Raw genomic sequence first — 19368 nt, 5'->3', positions numbered from 1 at the left:
CGACTCCTGAAGGTCGCCCAATAACGCCTAGGCTGAGACGGAAGCTCCAGCGGACGTTTTTTCATGCCACGTCTCGCCGTTGTGGCGATCCACTTCACCGACGAAACGGTCCTTGCCCTCGGCGGCGGCCGCGGGCTCCCACACGAACACGCCGACGCAGTCGTGGGCCGACGCGATCTCACCCGCCAGTTCCAGGGCGTCGGCATCGTCCTCGGCGGTTTCGGCGATGAAAGTCAGGGACACGCCGTCGGCGCGTCGCGGGTAGAAAAGGAAGGTGGGCATGTGGGTGCTCCGCCTCTATCGAGCGGGAGCGAAAGCCGGAGCTTCGTCTCTCAGCCACCGGCGCTCGAGAGACCGTGCCGATGATGCTTGGAGGTTAACACCCCAATTCGGGGATGACGAGTAAATAGCAGCGCTATGCGGAATAAATGTTGGTCGTAAACTCGACATTCATTGTCGAACACACGCATAAACCATGGAAATACATCATAAACGGACAACATTGCATCGCCGGTGCCACAACAACAATTCTACGTCACCTAGACGACAAAGCTTTGTGAGAACTGTTGGTTTTTCCGTGACTAGAAGGGGTGAACTCGGTCGATTTGCCACCACTCATCTATAGGCGATCGTCCAGCTGACCGTGATGGGACCACTGGCCCCTGCCGCGCCCGTGCAGCTGGTCAGCGCGGTCATCGCCCCGGTCGGCGCGCGATAGGCCTTGTCGTCCGCCAGAGGCCGGGTGGAGCAGGTCAGACCCTCGACCTTGAAGCCGGTGACGTCGCCCGTTCCGAAGGTCGTCGCGCCGCCCTTGGTGGTCGCCTTGCCGGAGAAGCTGGCGAAGGCCAGGTCCACAGCCTTTACCGTCACCCCGGGCTTGGGCGTGAAGATGTCGGTGCGGCGGATGCGGCCGGGCTCCAGCACATAGGTCGTCTTGGCGCTGAAGCGGTCGTCGGCCACGGGCGCCTTGCCGCCCAGGCGGTCCAGCCGATCCTGGTCGTAGGTGATCGTGGTCGTCGCGCCCTGCTCGGCGATCTTCACGTGAGCGGCATAGGCCAGCGGCGCCAGTTGCGCGCCATCGGCCAGGGTGATGCGCGGCAACAGCTGAGGGAACGTCGCGTCGGCCACGCCTTGCAGCATCCCCGGCGAGAACGGGATCGGATAGTAGGGCGTGTTCTGGTGCTGGCCGTCGCCGCCGTTGATGATCGGCAGGCCGATGACGCGGCCCTTGTCGCGCATCGTGACCAAGAGGCGATCGTTCTGCCCCCGCGCGAACCAGGTCACGGTTCGCTTGGGCAGCTTGTCCAGCCACGCCGCGTAGCCGGCGTCGGGCGCCCTGTCCTTGAAGCCCAGCTCGTTCCAGATCGCGCTGGTGTAGATGTACTGCCGGCCCAGGCTGAGGTTCTCGCCCAGGATCCGGTGCTTGCCCCGGTACGTGTCGGTCCGGCGGCCGTGCTCCCACAGGTTCACCGAGCCCATCTTCGGGTCGAACCAGAAGTCCATGTAGCGGGCCGCGACGCGCGATGAGAACGCGTAGCCCATGGTCTTTTCTTCTGGCGTCAGCACATCCAGCTTGGCTGCGGCGGTCAGCACCTCCAGGAAGGCCGTCTCGCCATAGGTCCCGATGCTGCGGCCGTATTCGAAGCCGTCGCCGCGCAGGTTCAGGCGGGGCAGCATCAGGTCGACCGAGCGGCGCAGCCACTGGCGCACCTCGGGCGTCGCGGGCATGCCGGCCTCGATCAGGCGGTGGCTGATCTCGCCGATCAGCAGGACGCTGTAGCGGTCGAAGCGCCCCTCCCCGTCGGTCTCGTCGGCGAAGCCGTATTCGCCGGAATATTTGCGGTAGTGCTCCAGGGTCTTGCCCAGCAGGGCCTCACTGGCGCTGGCGTCCTCCCAACCCAGGCGGTTGCGCAGCCGCGCCACGCTGAAGGCGACGCCGTAATAGTTGTTGGGCAGATTGATCAGGGTCAGGTCGTCGGTGCGCACGAAGCGGCGCCAGTCCAGCTTGGCCTTCAGCTTGGCCAGCGCTTCCGGCGAGACCGCCTGGTCCAGCAGCCCGGCCTCCTGCAGCATCAGCAGCGCCTGGCAGTAGTAGTAGATGCCCCAGGTGTCGTTGGGATCATCGACGGTCATGTCGGCGATCTGGCGATAGGCGGCGACGTATTCGGCGAACTTGGGATCGGTGCGGGGTGTGTCGACGATCAGATAGGCCAGGCCGATGGCGATCTTGCCGGGCAGGAACTTGTCGTCGGCCTCGAACACCTTGACCCCGTCCAGGGTCATGTCGCGCTTTTCGGCCAGCAGCTTGTGCAGCAGGACGGCGGTCTGGGGCAGCAGGCGCTTCTCGACCGTCTGGTTCATCGGCGCGACGGCGCCGGCGTAGAGCGGACCGCGCTGGGCGGCGACGGGCGTGGCGACAGCCAGGGCGGCCGTCAGGAACAGGAGAGTGCGCAGTCGCATGGGTCGCTCGTCGGCGGCAAATTGGCATGACCAATCTTGCCGCCGACGGATAGTTGTCAAGCCAATTTAAGGCTTACCAGTTGAACATGGTCCCATCTTGGAGACGGTTCACCGGCAGGTAGGCGCGCTTGTACTCGTACTTGCCGGCCAGTTCCTCGTCGATGTCGACGCCCAGGCCCGGCTTGTCGCCCGGATGCAGCATGCCGTCGTTGAAGCTGTAGGCGTGCGGGAAGACCGCGTCCGTCTCCGGCGTGTGGCGCATATATTCTTGCAGGCCGAAGTTCGGGATCGCCAGGCCCAGATGCAGCGCCGCGGCCATGGTCACTGGCGACAGGTCGGTGGCCCCGTGGCAGCCGGTCTTGACGTGGTGCAGGTCGGCGAAGGCGGCGATCTTCTTCAGGTTGGTGATGCCGCCGGCATGCAGGACCGTGGCCCGCAGATAGTCGATCAGCTGCTCCTCGATCAGGGTCTTGCAGTCCCAGACGTTCGAGAAGATCTCGCCCACGGCCAGCGGCGTGGTGGTGTGCTGGCGGATCAGGCGGAAGCCGGCCTGGTTCTCGGCCGGGACCGAGTCCTCCAGCCAGAACAGGCGATAGGGCTCCAGGTCCTTGCCCAGGCGCGCGGCCTCGATCGGGGTCAGGCGATGGTGGACGTCGTGCAGCAGGTGCACGTCCCAGCCCAGCACCTCGCGCGCCTTGGCGAACAGCTTGGGCGCATGCTGCAGGTAGGCCGAGGTCGACCAGACGTTCTCGGTCGGCAGGTTCCCGTCGGCCGGCTCGTAGAACATCTTGTCGCCCGAGACGCCGTAGGTGCTGGCCAGACCAGGCACGCCGGTCTGCAGGCGGATGGCCTTGTAGCCCATGGCCTTGTACTTCACCGCCTCGGCGATGGTGTCCTCGATGGTCTCGCCGTTGGCGTGGCCATAGACGGTGACGCCCACGCGGCTGGCGCCGCCCAGCAGCTGGTACAGCGGCAGGCCCGCGACCTTGGCCTTGATGTCCCACAGCGCCATGTCGACGGCGGCCAGGGCGCTCATGCCCACCGGGCCGCCACGCCAGTACGAACCACGGTAGAAGAACTGCCAGGTGTCCTCGATCTGATGCGCGTCGCGACCGATCAGGCACGGAATCATGTGATCTTTGAGATAACTGACCACCGCCAGCTCGCGGCCGTTCAAGGTGGCGTCGCCGACGCCGGTGGTCCCGTCCTCGGTCGTGATCTTCAGCGTCACGAAATTGCGGCCGGGGCAGGTGACGATGACCTTGGCGTCGATGATCTTCAACATGGACCTAATGCGCTAAGCGGAACCGTAAAGTGGCCTGACCACTTCTATAGACATATCTGGCAAGATGCTAGTGGTCTTGCCACTTAGGCCGAATGTGTGCGCTGTAGCGCGCTCGCGGCCCTTGCAATAGGTTGCTGGGCGCCCGACGCAGCGTCGGATGGATAGTAGACGATGACCACGACGACGGCCGAAACCCGCAAGCTCTACCAACAGGTGGCCAACTCGATCGCCGAGGCGATTCGGGATGGCGTGCACCGCCCTGGCCAGCGCCTGCCGTCGGAACGCGATCTGGCCGAAGACTACAAGGTCAGCCGCCCGACCGTCCGTGAAGCGATGATCGCCCTGGAAATCCGCGGCCTGGTCGAGGCCCGCCACGGTTCGGGCGTTTATGTCACCGAGGCCCCGCGTCCCGAGAGCCCCGAGCCCGACCTCGACATCGGCGCCTTCGAGCTGACCGAAGCCCGCCGCCTGATCGAGGGCGAAGTCGCCGCCCTGGCCGCCGCCACCATCACTGAAGAAGAGCTGACCGAACTGGCCGAGATCCTCGACGACATGGTCGTGGAGAACGACAACAACGTGAAGGGCGACCGCGCCGACCGCCGCTTCCACGTGACTATCGCCAGCGCCAGCCGCAACAGCGCCCTGGTCACCGTCGTCGAGAACCTGTGGGACCTGCGCTACAAGTCGCCCCTGTGCCGCGCCATGCTGGAACGCGCCCGCCAGGTTGGCGTGCGCCCCCGCATCGACGACCACCAGGAGATCCTGATGGCCCTGCGCGAACGCGACCCCACCGCCGCCCGCAACGCCATGCGCGAGCACCTGGGCCGGGTGATCGACAACCTGCTGACCGCCACCGAGATCGACGCCCTGGAACGGGCGCGCAACGAGGTGGCCGCGCGGCGGACCGAGCTGGCCCGCCGCTCGGCGATCTAGCCCTCCGCCGCCAGCTTCTTCTGGCGCTCGATCTCCAGCGCGCTCGGCTCGGCCAGCGCGAACGAGCCGGTCTCGACCGCGCCCGAGCGCTCGTAGCGGCTGACCACCACGCCCGACGGCGAGGTCTGGCTCTGCGTCAGGCGGAAGGTCCGCGGCGCCGCGCCGGCCTGGAACAGGCGCTTGCCCTGGCCCAGCACGACCGGGAAGGTCAGGGTGTGCAGCTCGTCGACCAGGTCGGCGGCGAACAGGGTCTGCAGGAAATCGGCCGAGCCTTGGGTCAGCAGATCCGGGCCATCCTCGGCCTTCACGCGCTTGAGCTCGGCGACCGGATCGGCGCCCAGCCAGCGGCTGTTCTGCCAGGTCAGCTTGAAGCCGGGATCGCGAGTGGCGACGAACTTGGTCGCCTTGCCGAACACCTGGCCGATCGGATCGTCGGCTCCGGCGAACGGCCAGTGGGCGGCGAAGATCTCGTAGGTCTTGCGCCCCAGCACCAGGTCGAAGGGCTTGTCGAACATCCCGCCGATCGCCTGGCCGGTCTCGTCGTCGAACAGCGGGGCGGTCCAGCCGCCAAGCGTGAAACCGCCGGTCGGATCCTCGGTCGGCCCGCCCGGAGCCTGCATGACGCCGTCCAGGCTGACGAAGGCGGCGACGATCAGCTTTCTCATGTCTCTTCTCCCTGAGTGACGCCCCAAGGAACGGGCGGCCGACGGACATCCCGACAGCCGCCCTGCATTTTATTTCCGATACGGCGCGATGGTCAGGCGGCTCGCCGCGCCGGGCGTCTGCTGGGCGATCTGGTCGGCCTTGGCCGCAAAGCCCGCGTCGCCATAGGCCCAGGCCGCCACGTCATACAGCGGCAGCGCCTCCTTGGTCGCGTCCTCGGGCTTGAGGTCCTTGTAGGGGAAGGCTTTCTCGTTGCCGACGAACTGGGCCAGGTAGTCGTAGGCGGCGCGGATACCCTGCCCCTTCGGCCCCTTGTAGCCCCACAGGTCGACGCCGACGCAGGGTCCCAGCTCGGCCATGCCGACCAGCGGCTCCAGGGCGAAGTAGCTGTAGTGCAGCCCTCTGGTGCGTGCGAGCTCCTCGGGCAGCTTGCCGTCGGCGTCGATCTGCGGGTCGATGCGGCCCTTGCCGACACTGGCCAGCACCTCTTTCGCCAGGTCCGGCTTGCGCGCGAACAGGGCGAAGGTGGCCAGCTGGTAGTCGTACCAGATGCCGTGATTGTTCTTGGCCGCCCGCTCTTCCTTGCCGGTCGCGGCGGCCTGCATCCACATGGTGTAGACCTCGAACCAGTGCTCGAGCGCCTTCTGCTCGGCCGGCTTGATCGCGCCCGAGGGGGCCAGCAGGCCGATCGACTCAACCACGCGCAGCAGGCGGAAGGTGTCCAGCACGCCCTCGGCGCGGCCCAGGGTGCGGCCGGGCACGCCCTGCGCATAGGTCATGTGCGGGCGCATCCGCGTGTCGGGATCCAGGAACCAGACGTACAGCAGCTCGGACGCCTTGGTCGCGTACTTGGTCTCGCCGGTGAAGTAGTAGGCCAGCGACAGGGCTTCTACGGCGCTGGCCATATTGTCCATGCGCACGGCGTCGAAGGCCTCGGTATTGCGCTCGGGGTTCACCTCGCCGTCCTTGCGGATATAGGGCTCGCCGTTCGGCTTGCTGGCGTCGGGCCACCAGTACGGGCCCATCGAGATGTAGTCGTGCTTGTCGCCGCTGGGCGGGGTGCGGGTCTTTTCGGTGACGGCGTAGTAGGGGCCGGCCAGCGCTTTGTCGGCGCGGGCGATCAGGGCCTTGTAGGCCGGGGCCAGAGACGGATCGGAGAGGTTGGCCTTGGCCGCCTGCAGCCACTGCGGCTTCCAGCGGAAGGTGCGGCGGCCCTCGAAGGCGCCCGCATAACCGTCGTCGGCCTTGCACACCGGTCCTTGCGCCAGCACCGGGGCAGCGGTCAGCGCAGTGGCCAGGCCGGCGGCAAGCGCCAAGGCGCGGATCGAAGCGGAAATCATGGGCCCCTCCCAGGGAACTGAAGGCGCGCACCTTAGCGTGGCCGGCCTCCAGCGCAAGGATTGGCCTGACCAAATTGGTAAGCCCTGTTGCAGCAAAATTGTCTGGCTTTGGCCTGATCGGTAAGACAACCTCCGATGATCGACAGCGCCCGTCAGAGGCGTGGAGAACGACCTTCGAGGGGAGAGAACGATGCGCGCACTGGTCGCCGCCGCCTTGGCTTGCCTGGCTTTCAGCGCATCCCCAGCGATCGCTGCCCCCGCGCCTGCCGCGCCAACGCAGGTGGTCGACCTGCCCTCTTCCGCCCTGACCCTGGGCCGCGCCGTCGCCGACTGGCAGCTGTGGCACATGGATGGCCAGTTCGACTATGTGAAGACGCACCGCGAGAACACGCAAAAGCCGCGCGGCTGGATCCAGGGGGCCTTCTATGTGGGCCTGACCGCCTTCGCCGAGCGGACCGGCGACCTGACCTATGCGGGCGCGATCTGGAACCATGGCGACGAGGAAGGCTGGGGCCTGGGCAAGCGCCCGCTGCATGCCGACGACCACGTCATCGCCCAGGCCTGGCTCTGGACCTACGCCCGCGACCACAACCCCGCCGAAATCGCCCCGGTAAAGGCCCGCTTCGACGCCATCTTGGCCGATCCGCCGACCGCGGACCTCAAGTTCATCGACGGCACCGAGCAGCAACCCTGCCAGGCCCGCTGGTGCTGGAGCGACGCCCTGTTCATGGCCCCGCCGACCTGGACGGCCCTGTCGGCGGCGACCAAGGACCCGCGCTACGCCGCCTATGGCGCCAAGGAGTTCTGGGCCGCCACCGACTACCTGCTGGACAAGGACGAGAGCCTCTATTTCCGCGACAGCCGCTTCTTCGACCGCCGCGACGACCAGGGCCGCAAGATCTTCTGGAGCCGGGGCAACGGCTGGGTCTATGCGGGCGTCGTCAACATCCTGAAAACCCTGCCCGCCAACCACCCAGAGCGCCCGCGCTACGTCGCGCTGTTCCGCAAGATGTCGGCGCGGATCACGGCCCTGCAGAAGCCCGACGGCTACTGGTCAGTGTCGCTGCTGGCGCCAGAGCACAGCCCGCCCGAGAGCAGCGGCACGGCCTTCTTCGTCTACGGCCTGGCCTGGGGCGTGAACCAGGGCCTTTTGAAGGATCCGAAGTACGCCCGCTCGGCGCGCCTCGGCTGGTCGGCCCTGGCCCGCGCGGTGCAGCCGGACGGCAAGCTGGGCTGGGTACAGCAGGTCGGCTACGCGCCCGACCATGTCGAGGCCGGCGACACCCAGTTGTACGGATCCGGCGCCTTCCTGCTGGCCGCCTCGGAAGTCTCGCGCGGCCGCTTCTAGCCTCGCGCAATCCCGTCGTTTCGAAGCCCGCAAACCCCGGCGCATATGCGATTTCGGGTACGCTGGCGCTTGCCGATATGAACGTTGTTATTCAATAGAACCAACTATTAGAATCTTAACGAACACAACATTTAAAGCTTCACCGTTCTTCGAACAGCGTAATTTCAGTTATGTTCCATGACCGGCGTTATAGATTTCAACCTTGTTTCAGAGATGAGATGCGAATGACTTATTCGCGCCTCATTTGATTTGTGACGTTGCCTTAAAGAGACAGCTTCAAGACAAAACCATTACACTTCTATGCGTGCGATTGACCGCTTCTGCCTGCGAGTCCTAAGCCGCCCGCCAACCGCCGGATCGTGGCGGGAAACATCATCTTGCATCGGGCTGTAAGGACGTCGGCGTTCGCGCTGGCGAGGGCGGCCCGGAAGGATCGACAATGAAGTATCAGCTTACCCGGGGTCGGTTGCTCGCCACCTCGATGATCGTCGGCGTGGCCACCCTGGCCGGTTTCGCCGCGAACGCTCAGACCGCCGCGGCGCCGGCCCAGGACGACAACTCGGTTGAAGCCGTCGTCGTCACCGGCTCGCTGCTGCGCCGCACCGACACCGCGACCCCGTCGCCGGTCACCGTCCAGACCCAAGAGTCGCTGAAGGCCCAAGGCATCACCACGGTGGCCGACGCCATCCGCAGCCTGTCGGCCGACAACTCGGGCTCGGTCCCGGCCGCCTTCGGCAACGGCTTCGCCGCCGGCTCGACCGGCGTCGCCCTGCGCGGCCTGACGGTCAATTCGACCCTGGTCCTGGTCGACGGCCTGCGCAACGCGTCGTACCCGCTGGCCGACGACGGCCAACGCAGCTTCGTCGACCTGAACTCGATCCCGTTCAATGCGGTCGAGCGCATCGAGACCCTGAAGGACGGCGCCTCTTCGCTGTACGGCGCCGACGCCATCGGCGGCGTGGTCAACATCATCATGAAGTCGAACTACCAGGGCATGGGCGCTGACCTGTCGGTCGGCACGTCCCAGCACGGTGGCGGCGACCAGTATCGCTTCAACGGCGACGTCGGCTACGGCGACCTGAACACCGACAAGTTCAACGTCTATTTCGACGTCGAGTACCAGCTGGACAAGCGCATCCGCATCGACCAGCGCGGCTATCCGTACAACACGTTCGACCTGTTGGGCATCCCGGGCGGCACGAACGACAACCCGGGCGCCGGCGGCAGCACCTTCTACGGCCAGATCAAGCGCGCCACGATGGGCACCCCGGGCGACATCTCGACCGGCCTCGCGGTTGACGGCGAACTGTGGCAGCCGCTGCGCACCTGCGCCAGCGACTCCCCGCTGACCACCTCGGCCGGCGGCACGTACTGCGCCCAGAACACCGGCCTGTTCGGCGACGTCCAGCCCAAGCAGGAGCGCATCGGCACGTACGGTCGCTTTACCGTGAAGCCGAACGACAACTTCCAGGCCTATCTGGCCGCCAGCTTCGTGCAGTCCAAGACCTCGACCACCGGCGCCCCGCGCACGATCTCGTCGTCGACCCCGCACAACCTGTCGAACATCGTCCTGCCGGCTCTGCTGTCGAACGGCCAGCTGAACCCGAACAACCCGTTCGCGGCGCAAGGCTATGACGCGCTGATCCGCTACCGCTTCAGCGACATCGCCAACACGGCCAACTACACCAACCGCATGCTGCGCCTGACGGGCGGCGTGGAAGGCTCGGCGGCCGACTGGAACTACCGCGCCAACGTCGTGATCGCCCACGGCTGGCTGGAAAGCGTCAACAACGGCTTCATCAGCTACAACGCGCTGATCGATGCGGTGAAGAACGGCACCTACAACTTCGTCGACCCGTCGAAGAACAGCCAAGCCGTCCGTGACGCCCTGGCTCCGGCCCTGGCCAAGACCTCGACCAGCGACCTGGACTCGGTCAACTTCCAGGCCTCGCGCGACGTCTTCAACCTGCCGGGCGGCCCCGCCCAGCTGGGTATCGGCGGCGAGTTCCGCTACGAAGCCGTCAACGACCCGGCCCTGAACCCGGTCAACGACGCCCAAGGCCTGGGCAACGCCCGCACCATCGGCAACCGCACCGTCGCCTCGGCTTTCGCCGAACTGGGCCTGCCGGTTCTGGACAACCTCGAAGTCAACGTCTCGGGTCGCTACGACCACTATTCGGACTTCGGCGGCAACCTGTCCCCGAAGATCGGCGTGAAGTACACGCCCATCCGGACGGTCGCCCTGCGCGCCACCGTCTCGAAGGGCTTCCGCGCCCCGTCGTTCTCGGAATCGGGTGACTCGGCCAGCCAGGGCTTCACGAACTTCTCGTTCGCGAACTACCCCGACTTCGTCGCGGCCCACGGCGGCAGCGAGTACACCAAGACCTACTCGCTCTCGAACATCACCGTGGCCAACCCGGACCTGAAGCCGGAGAAGTCGACCAGCTACACCTTCGGCGCCGTGTGGGCCCCCACGCGCTCGTTCAGCATCTCGCTGGACTACTATCACATCAAGAAGAACGACGTGATCGCGCAAGCCTCGTCGGGTGACGCCATCGCCGCCTACTACGCCGGCGAAGCCATCCCGGCCGGCTACACGGTCATCGCCGACCTGCCGGATCCGGACGCGCCGAACGCCCTGCCCCGCATCCTGTCGGTGGCCTCGCCGTACATCAACGCTGACTCCCTGCGGACCAGCGGCATGGACCTGAACGTCCAGAACACGATGTACCTGCCGGCCGACATCAAGTGGACCAGCAACCTGGACGCCACCGTCCTGTTCGACTTCAAGTACACGCAAGGCGGCACGACGTATAACTACGTCGGCAAGCAGGCGCCGTACGTGCTGTCGTCGGGCGCCGGCACGCCGAAGTACCGCGCTTCGTGGAGCAACACCTTCACGCGCGGTCCGTTCACCACCACCGGCACCCTGAACTATGTCAGCGGCCTGCGCTCGATCGACGAAAGCTATGTCGGCGACCAGAGCTGCCTCTACGGCACGGCTGACTTCAAGTGCCATACGAAGGACTTCATCAGCGTCGATCTGACCGGCGGCTACGACGTCAACGACCACACCACGGTCTATGCCGACGTGCTGAACCTGTTCGACGTCGGCCCGATGTTCAACCCGGCCAACTACGCCGCGGTGAACTGGAACCCGACCTACTCGCAGTCGGGCGCCGTGGGTCGCTACTTCCGCGTTGGCGTCCGCCTGAAGTACTAGGCGCCGCCGCGCGAGAGCTATCTCGCGTACGGACCGCGTGAGTATGGTCCGATGAGATGGAAGGGGGTCGCCTGAAAGGGCGGCCCCTTTTTCTTTGGTCGTTAAAAAATGGGCTGATCCGGCCGTTGCCGCAGGTGCGGAAACGCTCTCAGCTTACGTCAGTCTAGGGAGGAGCTGACGCGTCGATGCGTCCGCCGAGGCTTACGGGGTTGGAAATGACGCGTAGCGGAGCGATGGCCGGTGCGGCCTTGGGCGTGGTGCTGGCTTTCAGTGGGATCAGTGGCGTTCTCGCCGCCGACATCACCCCGCCCGAGAAGGCCTTCGCGCAGCCCGTGGGCAGCGACTACTTCCTGGCCGACTACACCGCCTATGAGGCCTATCTGAAGACCCTGGCGGGCCAGTCGGACCGCATGAAGCTGGTCGACATCGGCAAGACCGAGGAAGGCCGGACCCAGTGGATGGCCATCGTCTCCTCGCCGGCCAACCTGGCCAAGCTGGACGACTACAAGGCCATCGCCCGCAAGCTGGCCAAGGCCGAGGGCGTCTCCAAGGACGAGGCCACGAAGCTGGCCGCCCAGGGCAAGGCCGTGGTCTGGATCGACGCCGGTTTGCACGCCAACGAGACCATCACCACCCAGGGCCAGATCCAGGTCCTGTACCGGATGCTGACCCAGACCGATCCCGAAACGATGCGGATGCTGGACGACTGCATCATCCTGTTCGCGCAGGATAATCCGGACGGTCTGGAGATGATCGCGGACTGGTACATGCGCAACCAGGATCCGAAGAAGCGCGAGTTCAACTCGCTGCCGCGCCTGTACCACAAGTACATCGGCCACGATAACAACCGCGACAGCTTCATGTCGGCCATGGCCGAGACGACCAACGTCAACAAGCAGCTGTTCCGCGAGTGGTATCCGCAGATCGTCTACAACCAGCACCAGACCGGCCCCAACGGCATGGTGGTGTTCGTCCCGCCGTTCCGCGACCCGTTCAACTTCAACTACGACCCGCTGGTCATGACCGAGCTGCAGGAAGTCGGCATGGCCATGCACAGCCGCCTCGTGGCCGAGGACAAGCAGGGCTCGGGCGCGCGCAGCGCCGCCCCCTACTCCACCTGGCACAACGGCATGGAGCGGTCCGTCGCCTACTTCCACAACGCGATCGGCCTGCTGACCGAGATCATCGGCGGCCCGACCCCGACGACGGTCAATCTGGTGCCCGAGCTACAGTTGCCCAGCAACGACCGCCCAGCCCCCATCGCCCCGCGTGAATGGAAGCTGCAGGACTCGCTGGACTACCAGTGGACCATGAACCGCGCGGTGATCGACTACGCCTCGCGCAACAAGGAGCGCCTGCTCTTCAACATCTGGAAGATGGGCGACAACAGCATCCAGCGTGGCGGCAAGGACAGCTGGACGATGACCCCGACCAAGGTCGACGAGCTGACGGCCGCCGGCAAGGGCAAGCCCGGCCCGTTCGGCCAGGCGGTCGATCCGACGCTGTACAAGTCGGTGATCCAGACGCCCGAGAGCCGCGACGCCCGCGCCTATGTCATTCCCGCCGACCAGGCGGACATGCCGACCGTGGTCGCCTTCCTCAACGCCCTGATCAAGACCGGCGTCGACGTCGACAAGGCGTCCAAGGCCTTCGTGATCGCCGGCAAGACCTATCCCGCCAGCTCCTACGTCGTGCGCACGGCCCAGGCCTATCGCCCCCACGTGCTGGACATGTTCGAGCCGCAGGACCACCCGCACGACCTGGACTATCCGGGCGGCCCGCCCAAGGCGCCGTACGACGTCACCGGCTACACCCTGGCCTACCAGATGGGCATCAAGTTCGACCGCATCCTGGACGGCTTCGAGGCCCCGACGACCCGCGTGCCTGACCTGATCACGGTCGCGCCGGGTTCGGTGAAGGGCTCCGGCGGCGCGGGCTGGCTGGTCAGCCACGAGACCAACGGCAGCTTCACCCTGACCAACCGCCTCTTGAAGGCCGGCGCGCCGGTGTTCTGGGTCAAGGACGGCGCCAAGGCCGGCAAGACCGCCTTTGGTCCCGGCGCCATCTGGGTGCCCGCCTCGCCCGCCGCCAAGGCGGTGATCGCGGCCGGCGTGAAGGATCTGGGCATCGACGCCTATGCCGTCGGCGCCAAGCCCTCTGGCGCGACCATTGCCCTCAAGCCGGTCCGCATCGGTCTGGTGGACGTCTATGGCGGCTCGATGCCCTCGGGCTGGAACCGCTGGATGTTCGAGAAGTTCGAGGCGCCCTTCCAGGTGGTCTATCCGCAGCGCCTGGACGCCGGCGACATCGCCAAGGACTACGACGTGCTGGTGTTCCCGGACGGCGTGGTCCCCGCCCCGGCCGACGGCCCGTTCAAGGCCGGCCGTCCCTCGACCCAGCCCAAGCCGGACGAGATCCCGGAGCAGTACCGCGCCTGGCTGGGCCGCGTGAGCGATGAGAAGACCCTTCCCCAGATCGCCGACTTCGTGAAGGGCGGCGGCACGGTGGTCGCCATCGGCGCCTCCACCCGTCTGGCCACCGCCCTGGGCGCCCCGGTCGACGTCGCCACCGCCAAGCTGGAGGACGGCAAGCTCAAGGCCCTGACCAACCGCGAGCTCTATATCCCCGGCTCGGTGCTGCGCGCCAAGGTCGACCCGAAACAGCCCCTGGCCTACGGCGCCGGCAGCGACGTCGACGTCTTCTTCGACCGCAGCCCGGCCTTCACCGTGAAGCCCGACGTGAAGGGCGTCTCGCGCGTGGCCTGGTTCGACACCGACAAGCCTCTGCGCAGCGGCTGGGCCGTCGGCCAGGACAAGCTGAAGGGCTCGACCGCCATGCTCGACATCGACATCGGCAAGGGCAAGGTCTTCGCCTTTGGGCCGGAGATCACCCAGCGGGCCCAGTCGTACGGGACGTTCAAGTTCCTGTTCAACGGACTGCTGTACGGGCCGGCGGTGAGCCAGAAGTAGAACGAAAATCGGCGCCGAGGGGGCAGCCTCGGCGCCGATGGATCGTGTCCGTCGAGATCTCTCCGGTGGGAGGATCGACCTCTAGGGCGCGATCGCCTCGGCGCCGGGTCGACGCGGATCCGCGCCGCCCAGATAGAGGCCATTGTCGATCATGATCGACTGGGCGGAGCCCATGGTCTCGTCCGAGGTTATGGGGTGGCCCATGCCCTTCAGCAGGGCCACCGTGTCGGGATTGAAGTTCGGCTCGACGCGCAGGACGTCGGTGGCGTCCTGGAAGATGCGCGGCTGGTGCGTGGCCTCGGCGACGTTCAGCTTGAAGTCCACCGTGTTGACGATGACCTGCAGCACCGTGTCGATGATCGTGCTGCCGCCCGGCGTGCCGGTGACCAGCCACGGCTTGCCGTCCTTGAAGATCATGGTCGGCATCATGGTCGACAGCACGCGCTTGCCCGGCGCCAAGGCGTTGGGCGGCGGCGCCTTGCCGGTCTTCTTCGCCCAGTAGGCCGCCGTGTGCGAATAGTTGTTCATCTGGTTGTTCAGCACGAAGCCCGCGCCGGCCACCATCACGCCCGAGCCGAAGTCCGCCCCCAGGGTGAAGGTGTTGGACACCGCATTGCCCTCGGCGTCGGCCACCGAGAAGTGGGTGGTGTTGTGGCTCTCGAACGCCCACGGATCGCCGGCGCCCAGGTCCTTGGCGGGCGTGGCCTTGTCGGGATTGATCAGCTTGGCGCGCTCGATCCCGTAGGCTTTCGACGTGAAGCCCTGCAGCGGCACCTTCACGAAGTCGGTGTCGCCCAAGAACTTGGAGCGGTCGGCATAGGCCAGCTTCATGGCCTCGGCTTCCAGGTGCAGGGTCTTGGCCGAGTTGGGACCGGAGGCCTTCAGGTCGAAGGTCTCCAGGATGTTCAGCATCTCGAGCAGCGTGGCCCCGCCGGCGCTGGCGGGCGGCGAGGTCATCACCGTCAGCCCGCGATAGGTGCCGGTCAGGGGCTGGCGGACGGCGGGCTTATAGGCGGCCAGGTCCTCGGCGGTGATCAGGCCGCCATGGGCCTTCATGTCGGCGGCGAAGCGCTGGGCAATCTCGCCTTTGTAGAAAGCGTCGGCGCCCTTGTCGCCGATCTGGCGCAGGGACCAAGCCAGGTCCGGCTGCTTCAAGGTCTCGCCGGCGCGATAGAGCTGGCCGCCGGGCTTGTAGAAGGCCGCCTTGCCCGCCTCGCTCTCGGACAGCCGCTGCTTGCCCCAACTGAACACGAAGGCCTCGTCGGGCGACAGCACCACGCCGTCGTTGGCCAGCTTGAAGGCCGGCTCGACCAGCGCCTTCCAGGGCAGCTTGCCGTACTTCTGGTGGGCCATGTAGAGACCCGCGACGGTGCCCGGCACCGTCGAGGCGCGGTAGCCCTTGGAGGCCACCTCGTCGATCTCCTTGCCCTTGTCGTCGACGAAGGTCTCGAGCTGGGCGGCCTTGGGGGCGACGCCGCGATAGTCGATGAAGATCGTCTCGTTGGTCTTGGCGATGTGGACCATCATGAAGCCGTCGCCGCCGATATTACCGGCGCGCGGCAAGGTCACGGCAAGGGCGAAGGCGGTGGCGACCGCCGCGTCCACGGCGTTGCCGCCCTGGCGCAGGATCTCGACGCCGACCTTGGTGGCGATGGCGTTCTGGCTGACGACCATGCCCTTCTCGCCCACCACCGGCGAGTGGATGCTGGGATATTCCAGCAACTGCTTCTTCTGGGCGAAGGCCGGGGTCGCGGCGATCGGCGTGAGCAGCAGGGCCAGCACCGAGGCGGCCGTCGTCAGCAGGCGGAAGGGTTTCAAGGCGAGCCTCGCACGCGAAAGCGGGGCGACTCCGGAGAGCCGCCCCGCTGGGGGATGTCCTAGAACTTCTTGCTCAGGTTCATGTACCAGTAGCGGCCCGTGGCGTTGTGCAGCGCGCCCAGGTAGCCGAAGTTCGACGAGGCGATCGGCGGGTCCTTGTCGAACACGTTGCGCGCGCCGATGCGGATGGTCGAGCCGTCGAAGATCCCGTCCTTGAAGGCGTACTGGCCGTACAGGCTGAGCGTGGTCCAGTCCTTCACCGGGAAGTACTGGCCGTTCACCTGGGCCGGGCCGGTGTCATAGACCTCGCCCACATACTGCACGAAGGCGCCCGCGCCCCAGCCGTTGTAGCGCCACGTCAGGTTGGCGGTGCCGCGGAACTCGGGGAAGCCGTCCATCTTGATCTGGTTGCCAGCCGACGAGATTGTCAGGCCCGGCAGCTCGCCGGCGGCGACAGCGGCCTGGAGCAGCGACTCCACCGGGCTGGGCGCCTGATCGTACTTCAGCAGCTTGGCGACGTTGACCGAGAAGCCGAAGTCGCCCCAGGGGGTGTCGTCCAGGTCGTAGTCCAGGCTGAAGTCGACGCCCTGCACCATGCGCGGCTGCAGGTTCTGATAGGTGTCGTTGACGTAGGCGATGTTACCGACGGCGACCCCGCCAACCGGCGCGTCACGCACCACGTTCGGGTTCGACGAGCCGTGCAGGCGCAGATAGTAGTCCAGCGCGATGGCGTTATAGCCGCCGACCACGCCGATGACGCCCTTCTCGCGGATCGACCAAAAGTCGGTCGTCAGGGTCAGCTTGCCGAACGAGCGGGGGATGAAGGTGGGTTGATAGACGAAGCCGACCGTGGCGTTGTCGGCCTGTTCCGGCTGCAGGTCCTTGTTGCCGCTGCGCGACTCGATGGTGCTGACGCTGGTGCAGGTCGTGCCGTTGATCCGGCACGCGCCGTAGTCGATGCGGCTGTTCGAGACGGTCGCGCCGTCGCTGTAGAACTGCGGCAGGTTCGGCGCGCGGAAGCTCTGCGAGACCGAGCCGCGCAGGGCCAGGCCTTGGCCGACCTTCCAGTAGATCGCGCCCTTGGGTTTGTAGACACTGCCGAAGTCGGAATAGTCCTCGCCGCGCGCGGCGATCTGCAGGCTGACTTCCTCGACCAGCGGGATGTTCATTTCGGGCGAGATGATCGGCACGGCCAGCTCGAAGAAGGCCGACTTGACCGAGCGCTTGCCATGCACGTCCGGCGAGCCCGAGGCGCCCAGCACGTCGGTGCCGTAGGTCACGCCGGTGACGCTGTTGGTGTACTTGATCTTGCCGTCCAGGCGATCGTCGCGATCGTCGTCATAGGTCTCGCGGCGCCACTCGACGCCCGCGGCCATGCCGACATCGCCGCCGGGCAGGCGGAACAGGTCCTTCTTGGAGACCTTGAAGTCGGCCAGGGCCAGCGAGGTCTCGCTGATCCGATAGACGTTGACCAGGAACGAATTGATCGTGGCGCGGTCGTTCGGCGTGGCGTCGCCGATCGAATAGTTGTCCAGGCTGCCGCCGTTGAACGGGTTGTAGGCCGTGGCGTCGGTGCGGTTCAGCGCTTGCTGGAACAGGGTGTTGCTGATCGCATTGTGCGTCATGTCCTTGGTGCGGGCCTTGGAATACAGCAGCGCCGAATCCCACTTCCAGCCGTTCCACGCGCCCTTCAGCCCGCCCAGCAGGCGGTAGCTGTCGTCGGTCACCGTGTAGGTGCGCGGGCCGGTGTCGACCACACGATAGGTGGTGATGTTCATCGCCACGCCGCCGGTCGGCACGCCGGTCAGGTTGGCCAGGCGGTTCACGCTGCCGACCGGTCCGAAGGGGTTCCAGTAGGCGTTGGCCGCGATGGTGATCGGGGCGGTCGTCAGCGGCGCCGACTGCTCGCGGCTGCCGGTGAACAGGGCGTGATAGTAGCCCGCCTCGCCATAGGCGGTGACGTCGCCGAAGTCGTGCTCGACGGTCGAGAAGAAGTTGGTCCGCTCGACGCCGCCGCGCAGGGTGCGGTCGGGGTTCTCGTCGTAGCGCAGCACCCGGTCGGTCGTGCCGGTGATGGTGCCCGACTTGATGCAGAGGCTGCCGGTCAGAACGGTGCTGGAGCAGCCGGCGGCGGTGTTGCTGACCGGCTCGATGTGGAACACGCCCGAGGTCGTCAGGGCGGTCGTCCCCTGGCGCACCGTCGTGGTCGACGGGATCAGCGTGAACGAACCCCAGGGGCTGGAGGTCGAGCGGCTGTCGAAGGTGGTGTTGTCCACCCACGGGGTGTTGGCGATCTGGGCGCGGTGATCCTCGCTGGCGGCATAGTCGCGCTCGGTCGCCATCAGGCGGCTGCGACCGGTGTAGTTGCCAAAGAAGGTCAGGCGGGTGCCGTCCTTCAGGCGCGTGCCGGCCTTCACGTTGAACGAGCCTTCGCGGTAGCCCGTGCCTTCCGAGCCGCCGATCTGGGTCTCGATCTTCAGGCCCCGGAACTTGGTGTCGAGCACGGTGTTGACCACGCCCGCCACCGCGTCGGTGCCGTAGATGGCCGCGGCGCCGTCGCGCAGGACTTCGATCCGCTTCACGCCCGCGACCGGGAACGCGTTGGTGTTGACGGTCTGGACCGGCACCAGGTTCTCGGTCTGGCTGCCTGGCGCCAGCACGGCGCGGCGCCCGTTCAGCAGGGCCAGGGTGTTGCCGGTGCCCAGGCTGCGCAGGTTCAGCGAAGCCACGTCGCCGCGCGCGTCGTTCAGGTTGCCGGTCGTGCGGGCTTCCTGGAACTGCACGTCGCCGGCCTGCGGGATGGCGCGGAACAGCTCGTCGCCCGACACCGCGCCCGTGGCGATGATGTCGTTCTCACCCACCACCGTTACCGGCAGGGCTTCGGTGGTGCGGGCGCCTTCGATCTGCGAGCCGACCACGATGACGGCTTCGACGATCTGGGGCTCTTCATTCGTCGCGCCGGCCCCCGCGCTCTGGAACTGGGGGGAGGATTCAACCGGGGCCTGGCGCAGCGTGATGGTCTTGCCGTCGTCCGAGGCGACGACCAGGCCGGCGGCCTTGGCCAGCTTGGCCAGGGCGTCGGCGTCGGCCACGTCGCCGCTCACCGCCGGGGTGCGCTTGCCGCTGGCGGCCTCGAACGGGAACAGCACCTGCTTGCCCGACTGCCTGGCGAAGGCCTGCAGCGCGGTCACCGCATCGCCAGCCGGGATGTTGAAGCTGTGACGGGCCTCCTGGGCCAGCGTCGGACCTGCCAGGACCAGGACGGCGGCGGACGCCATCAGGAATCCGCGGACAGCGCGGCGGCGGGTGTCGATCGACATCTTTATTGG

11 protein-coding genes are annotated in these 19368 nt (G+C 66.6%); 4 read left to right on the top strand and 7 right to left on the bottom strand.

The features are described 5' to 3' along the window. Nucleotides 1-27: 27 nt before the first annotated feature. The 3 genes from AC07NF_RS15090 to manD form a co-directional block, all read right to left on the bottom strand. Complete coding sequence (locus tag AC07NF_RS15090; RefSeq protein WP_494629361.1) at nucleotides 28-282, bottom strand: hypothetical protein; 255 nt, start codon at nucleotides 280-282, stop codon at nucleotides 28-30. A 333-nt stretch (nucleotides 283-615) separates the two neighbouring features. Continuing rightward, a complete protein-coding gene (locus AC07NF_RS15085; protein ID WP_494629365.1) occupies nucleotides 616-2460 on the bottom strand; it encodes a hypothetical protein in 1845 nt (614 codons plus the stop codon). Nucleotides 2461-2533: 73 nt separating this feature from the next. Next, nucleotides 2534-3745: a D-mannonate dehydratase ManD gene (manD, locus tag AC07NF_RS15080; RefSeq protein WP_494629369.1), complete on the bottom strand. Its 1212-nt coding sequence runs from the start codon at nucleotides 3743-3745 to the stop codon at nucleotides 2534-2536. A gap of 171 nt (nucleotides 3746-3916) precedes the next feature. Between manD and AC07NF_RS15075 the strand changes: the two genes are divergently transcribed. Next, complete coding sequence (locus AC07NF_RS15075) at nucleotides 3917-4678, top strand: FadR/GntR family transcriptional regulator (protein WP_494629372.1); 762 nt, start codon at nucleotides 3917-3919, stop codon at nucleotides 4676-4678. Here AC07NF_RS15075 and AC07NF_RS15070 read toward each other — a convergent pair. Continuing rightward, nucleotides 4675-5343: a dihydrofolate reductase family protein gene (locus tag AC07NF_RS15070; RefSeq protein WP_494629373.1), complete on the bottom strand. Its 669-nt coding sequence runs from the start codon at nucleotides 5341-5343 to the stop codon at nucleotides 4675-4677. The genes AC07NF_RS15075 and AC07NF_RS15070 overlap by 4 nt on opposite strands. Before the next feature lie 69 nt (nucleotides 5344-5412). Continuing rightward, nucleotides 5413-6681 carry an alginate lyase family protein gene (locus AC07NF_RS15065; RefSeq protein ID WP_494629375.1) on the bottom strand — a complete coding sequence of 423 codons (1269 nt, stop codon included), beginning with the start codon at nucleotides 6679-6681 and terminating at the stop codon, nucleotides 5413-5415. 190 nt (nucleotides 6682-6871) lie between these two features. Between AC07NF_RS15065 and AC07NF_RS15060 the strand changes: the two genes are divergently transcribed. The 3 genes from AC07NF_RS15060 to AC07NF_RS15050 all read left to right on the top strand — a co-directional run bounded on the left by AC07NF_RS15060 (nucleotide 6872) and on the right by AC07NF_RS15050 (nucleotide 14221). Next, nucleotides 6872-8029 (top strand): glycoside hydrolase family 88/105 protein, encoded by a 1158-nt coding sequence (locus AC07NF_RS15060; RefSeq protein WP_494629377.1) that lies wholly within the window; start codon nucleotides 6872-6874, stop codon nucleotides 8027-8029. Between the two features lie 439 nt (nucleotides 8030-8468). Continuing rightward, nucleotides 8469-11252 (top strand): TonB-dependent receptor, encoded by a 2784-nt coding sequence (locus tag AC07NF_RS15055; RefSeq protein ID WP_494629379.1) that lies wholly within the window; start codon nucleotides 8469-8471, stop codon nucleotides 11250-11252. A gap of 185 nt (nucleotides 11253-11437) precedes the next feature. After that, complete coding sequence (locus tag AC07NF_RS15050) at nucleotides 11438-14221, top strand: M14 family metallopeptidase (protein ID WP_494629381.1); 2784 nt, start codon at nucleotides 11438-11440, stop codon at nucleotides 14219-14221. A gap of 81 nt (nucleotides 14222-14302) precedes the next feature. Here AC07NF_RS15050 and ggt read toward each other — a convergent pair whose 3' ends face one another. Together ggt and AC07NF_RS15040 are read right to left on the bottom strand one after the other, a co-directional pair. After that, nucleotides 14303-16039 (bottom strand): gamma-glutamyltransferase, encoded by a 1737-nt coding sequence (gene ggt, locus AC07NF_RS15045; RefSeq protein ID WP_494629383.1) that lies wholly within the window; start codon nucleotides 16037-16039, stop codon nucleotides 14303-14305. 59 nt (nucleotides 16040-16098) lie between these two features. Next, nucleotides 16099-19359, bottom strand: coding sequence for a TonB-dependent receptor domain-containing protein (locus AC07NF_RS15040; RefSeq protein WP_494629385.1), 3261 nt, complete (start codon nucleotides 19357-19359; stop codon nucleotides 16099-16101). Nucleotides 19360-19368: the final 9 nt, after the last annotated feature.

The organism is Caulobacter sp. GW821-FHT10A06, assembly GCF_059415805.1.
Note: the sequence above shows the minus strand (reverse complement) of the source record. Positions and strands in the feature narration are given on the sequence as shown.

What these genes read in the sequence shown, in the direction of transcription:
- AC07NF_RS15040 (WP_494629385.1), bottom strand. Translation starts at nt 19,359, where the DNA reads ATGTCGATCGACACCCGCCGCCGCGCTGTCCGCGGATTCCTGATGGCG.
- AC07NF_RS15050 (WP_494629381.1), top strand. Translation starts at nt 11,438, where the DNA reads ATGCGTCCGCCGAGGCTTACGGGGTTGGAAATGACGCGTAGCGGAGCG.
- AC07NF_RS15060 (WP_494629377.1), top strand. Translation starts at nt 6,872, where the DNA reads ATGCGCGCACTGGTCGCCGCCGCCTTGGCTTGCCTGGCTTTCAGCGCA.
- AC07NF_RS15070 (WP_494629373.1), bottom strand. Translation starts at nt 5,343, where the DNA reads ATGAGAAAGCTGATCGTCGCCGCCTTCGTCAGCCTGGACGGCGTCATG.
- manD (WP_494629369.1), bottom strand. Translation starts at nt 3,745, where the DNA reads ATGTTGAAGATCATCGACGCCAAGGTCATCGTCACCTGCCCCGGCCGC.
- AC07NF_RS15090 (WP_494629361.1), bottom strand. Translation starts at nt 282, where the DNA reads ATGCCCACCTTCCTTTTCTACCCGCGACGCGCCGACGGCGTGTCCCTG.
- AC07NF_RS15085 (WP_494629365.1), bottom strand. Translation starts at nt 2,460, where the DNA reads ATGCGACTGCGCACTCTCCTGTTCCTGACGGCCGCCCTGGCTGTCGCC.
- AC07NF_RS15065 (WP_494629375.1), bottom strand. Translation starts at nt 6,681, where the DNA reads ATGATTTCCGCTTCGATCCGCGCCTTGGCGCTTGCCGCCGGCCTGGCC.
- AC07NF_RS15055 (WP_494629379.1), top strand. Translation starts at nt 8,469, where the DNA reads ATGAAGTATCAGCTTACCCGGGGTCGGTTGCTCGCCACCTCGATGATC.
- AC07NF_RS15075 (WP_494629372.1), top strand. Translation starts at nt 3,917, where the DNA reads ATGACCACGACGACGGCCGAAACCCGCAAGCTCTACCAACAGGTGGCC.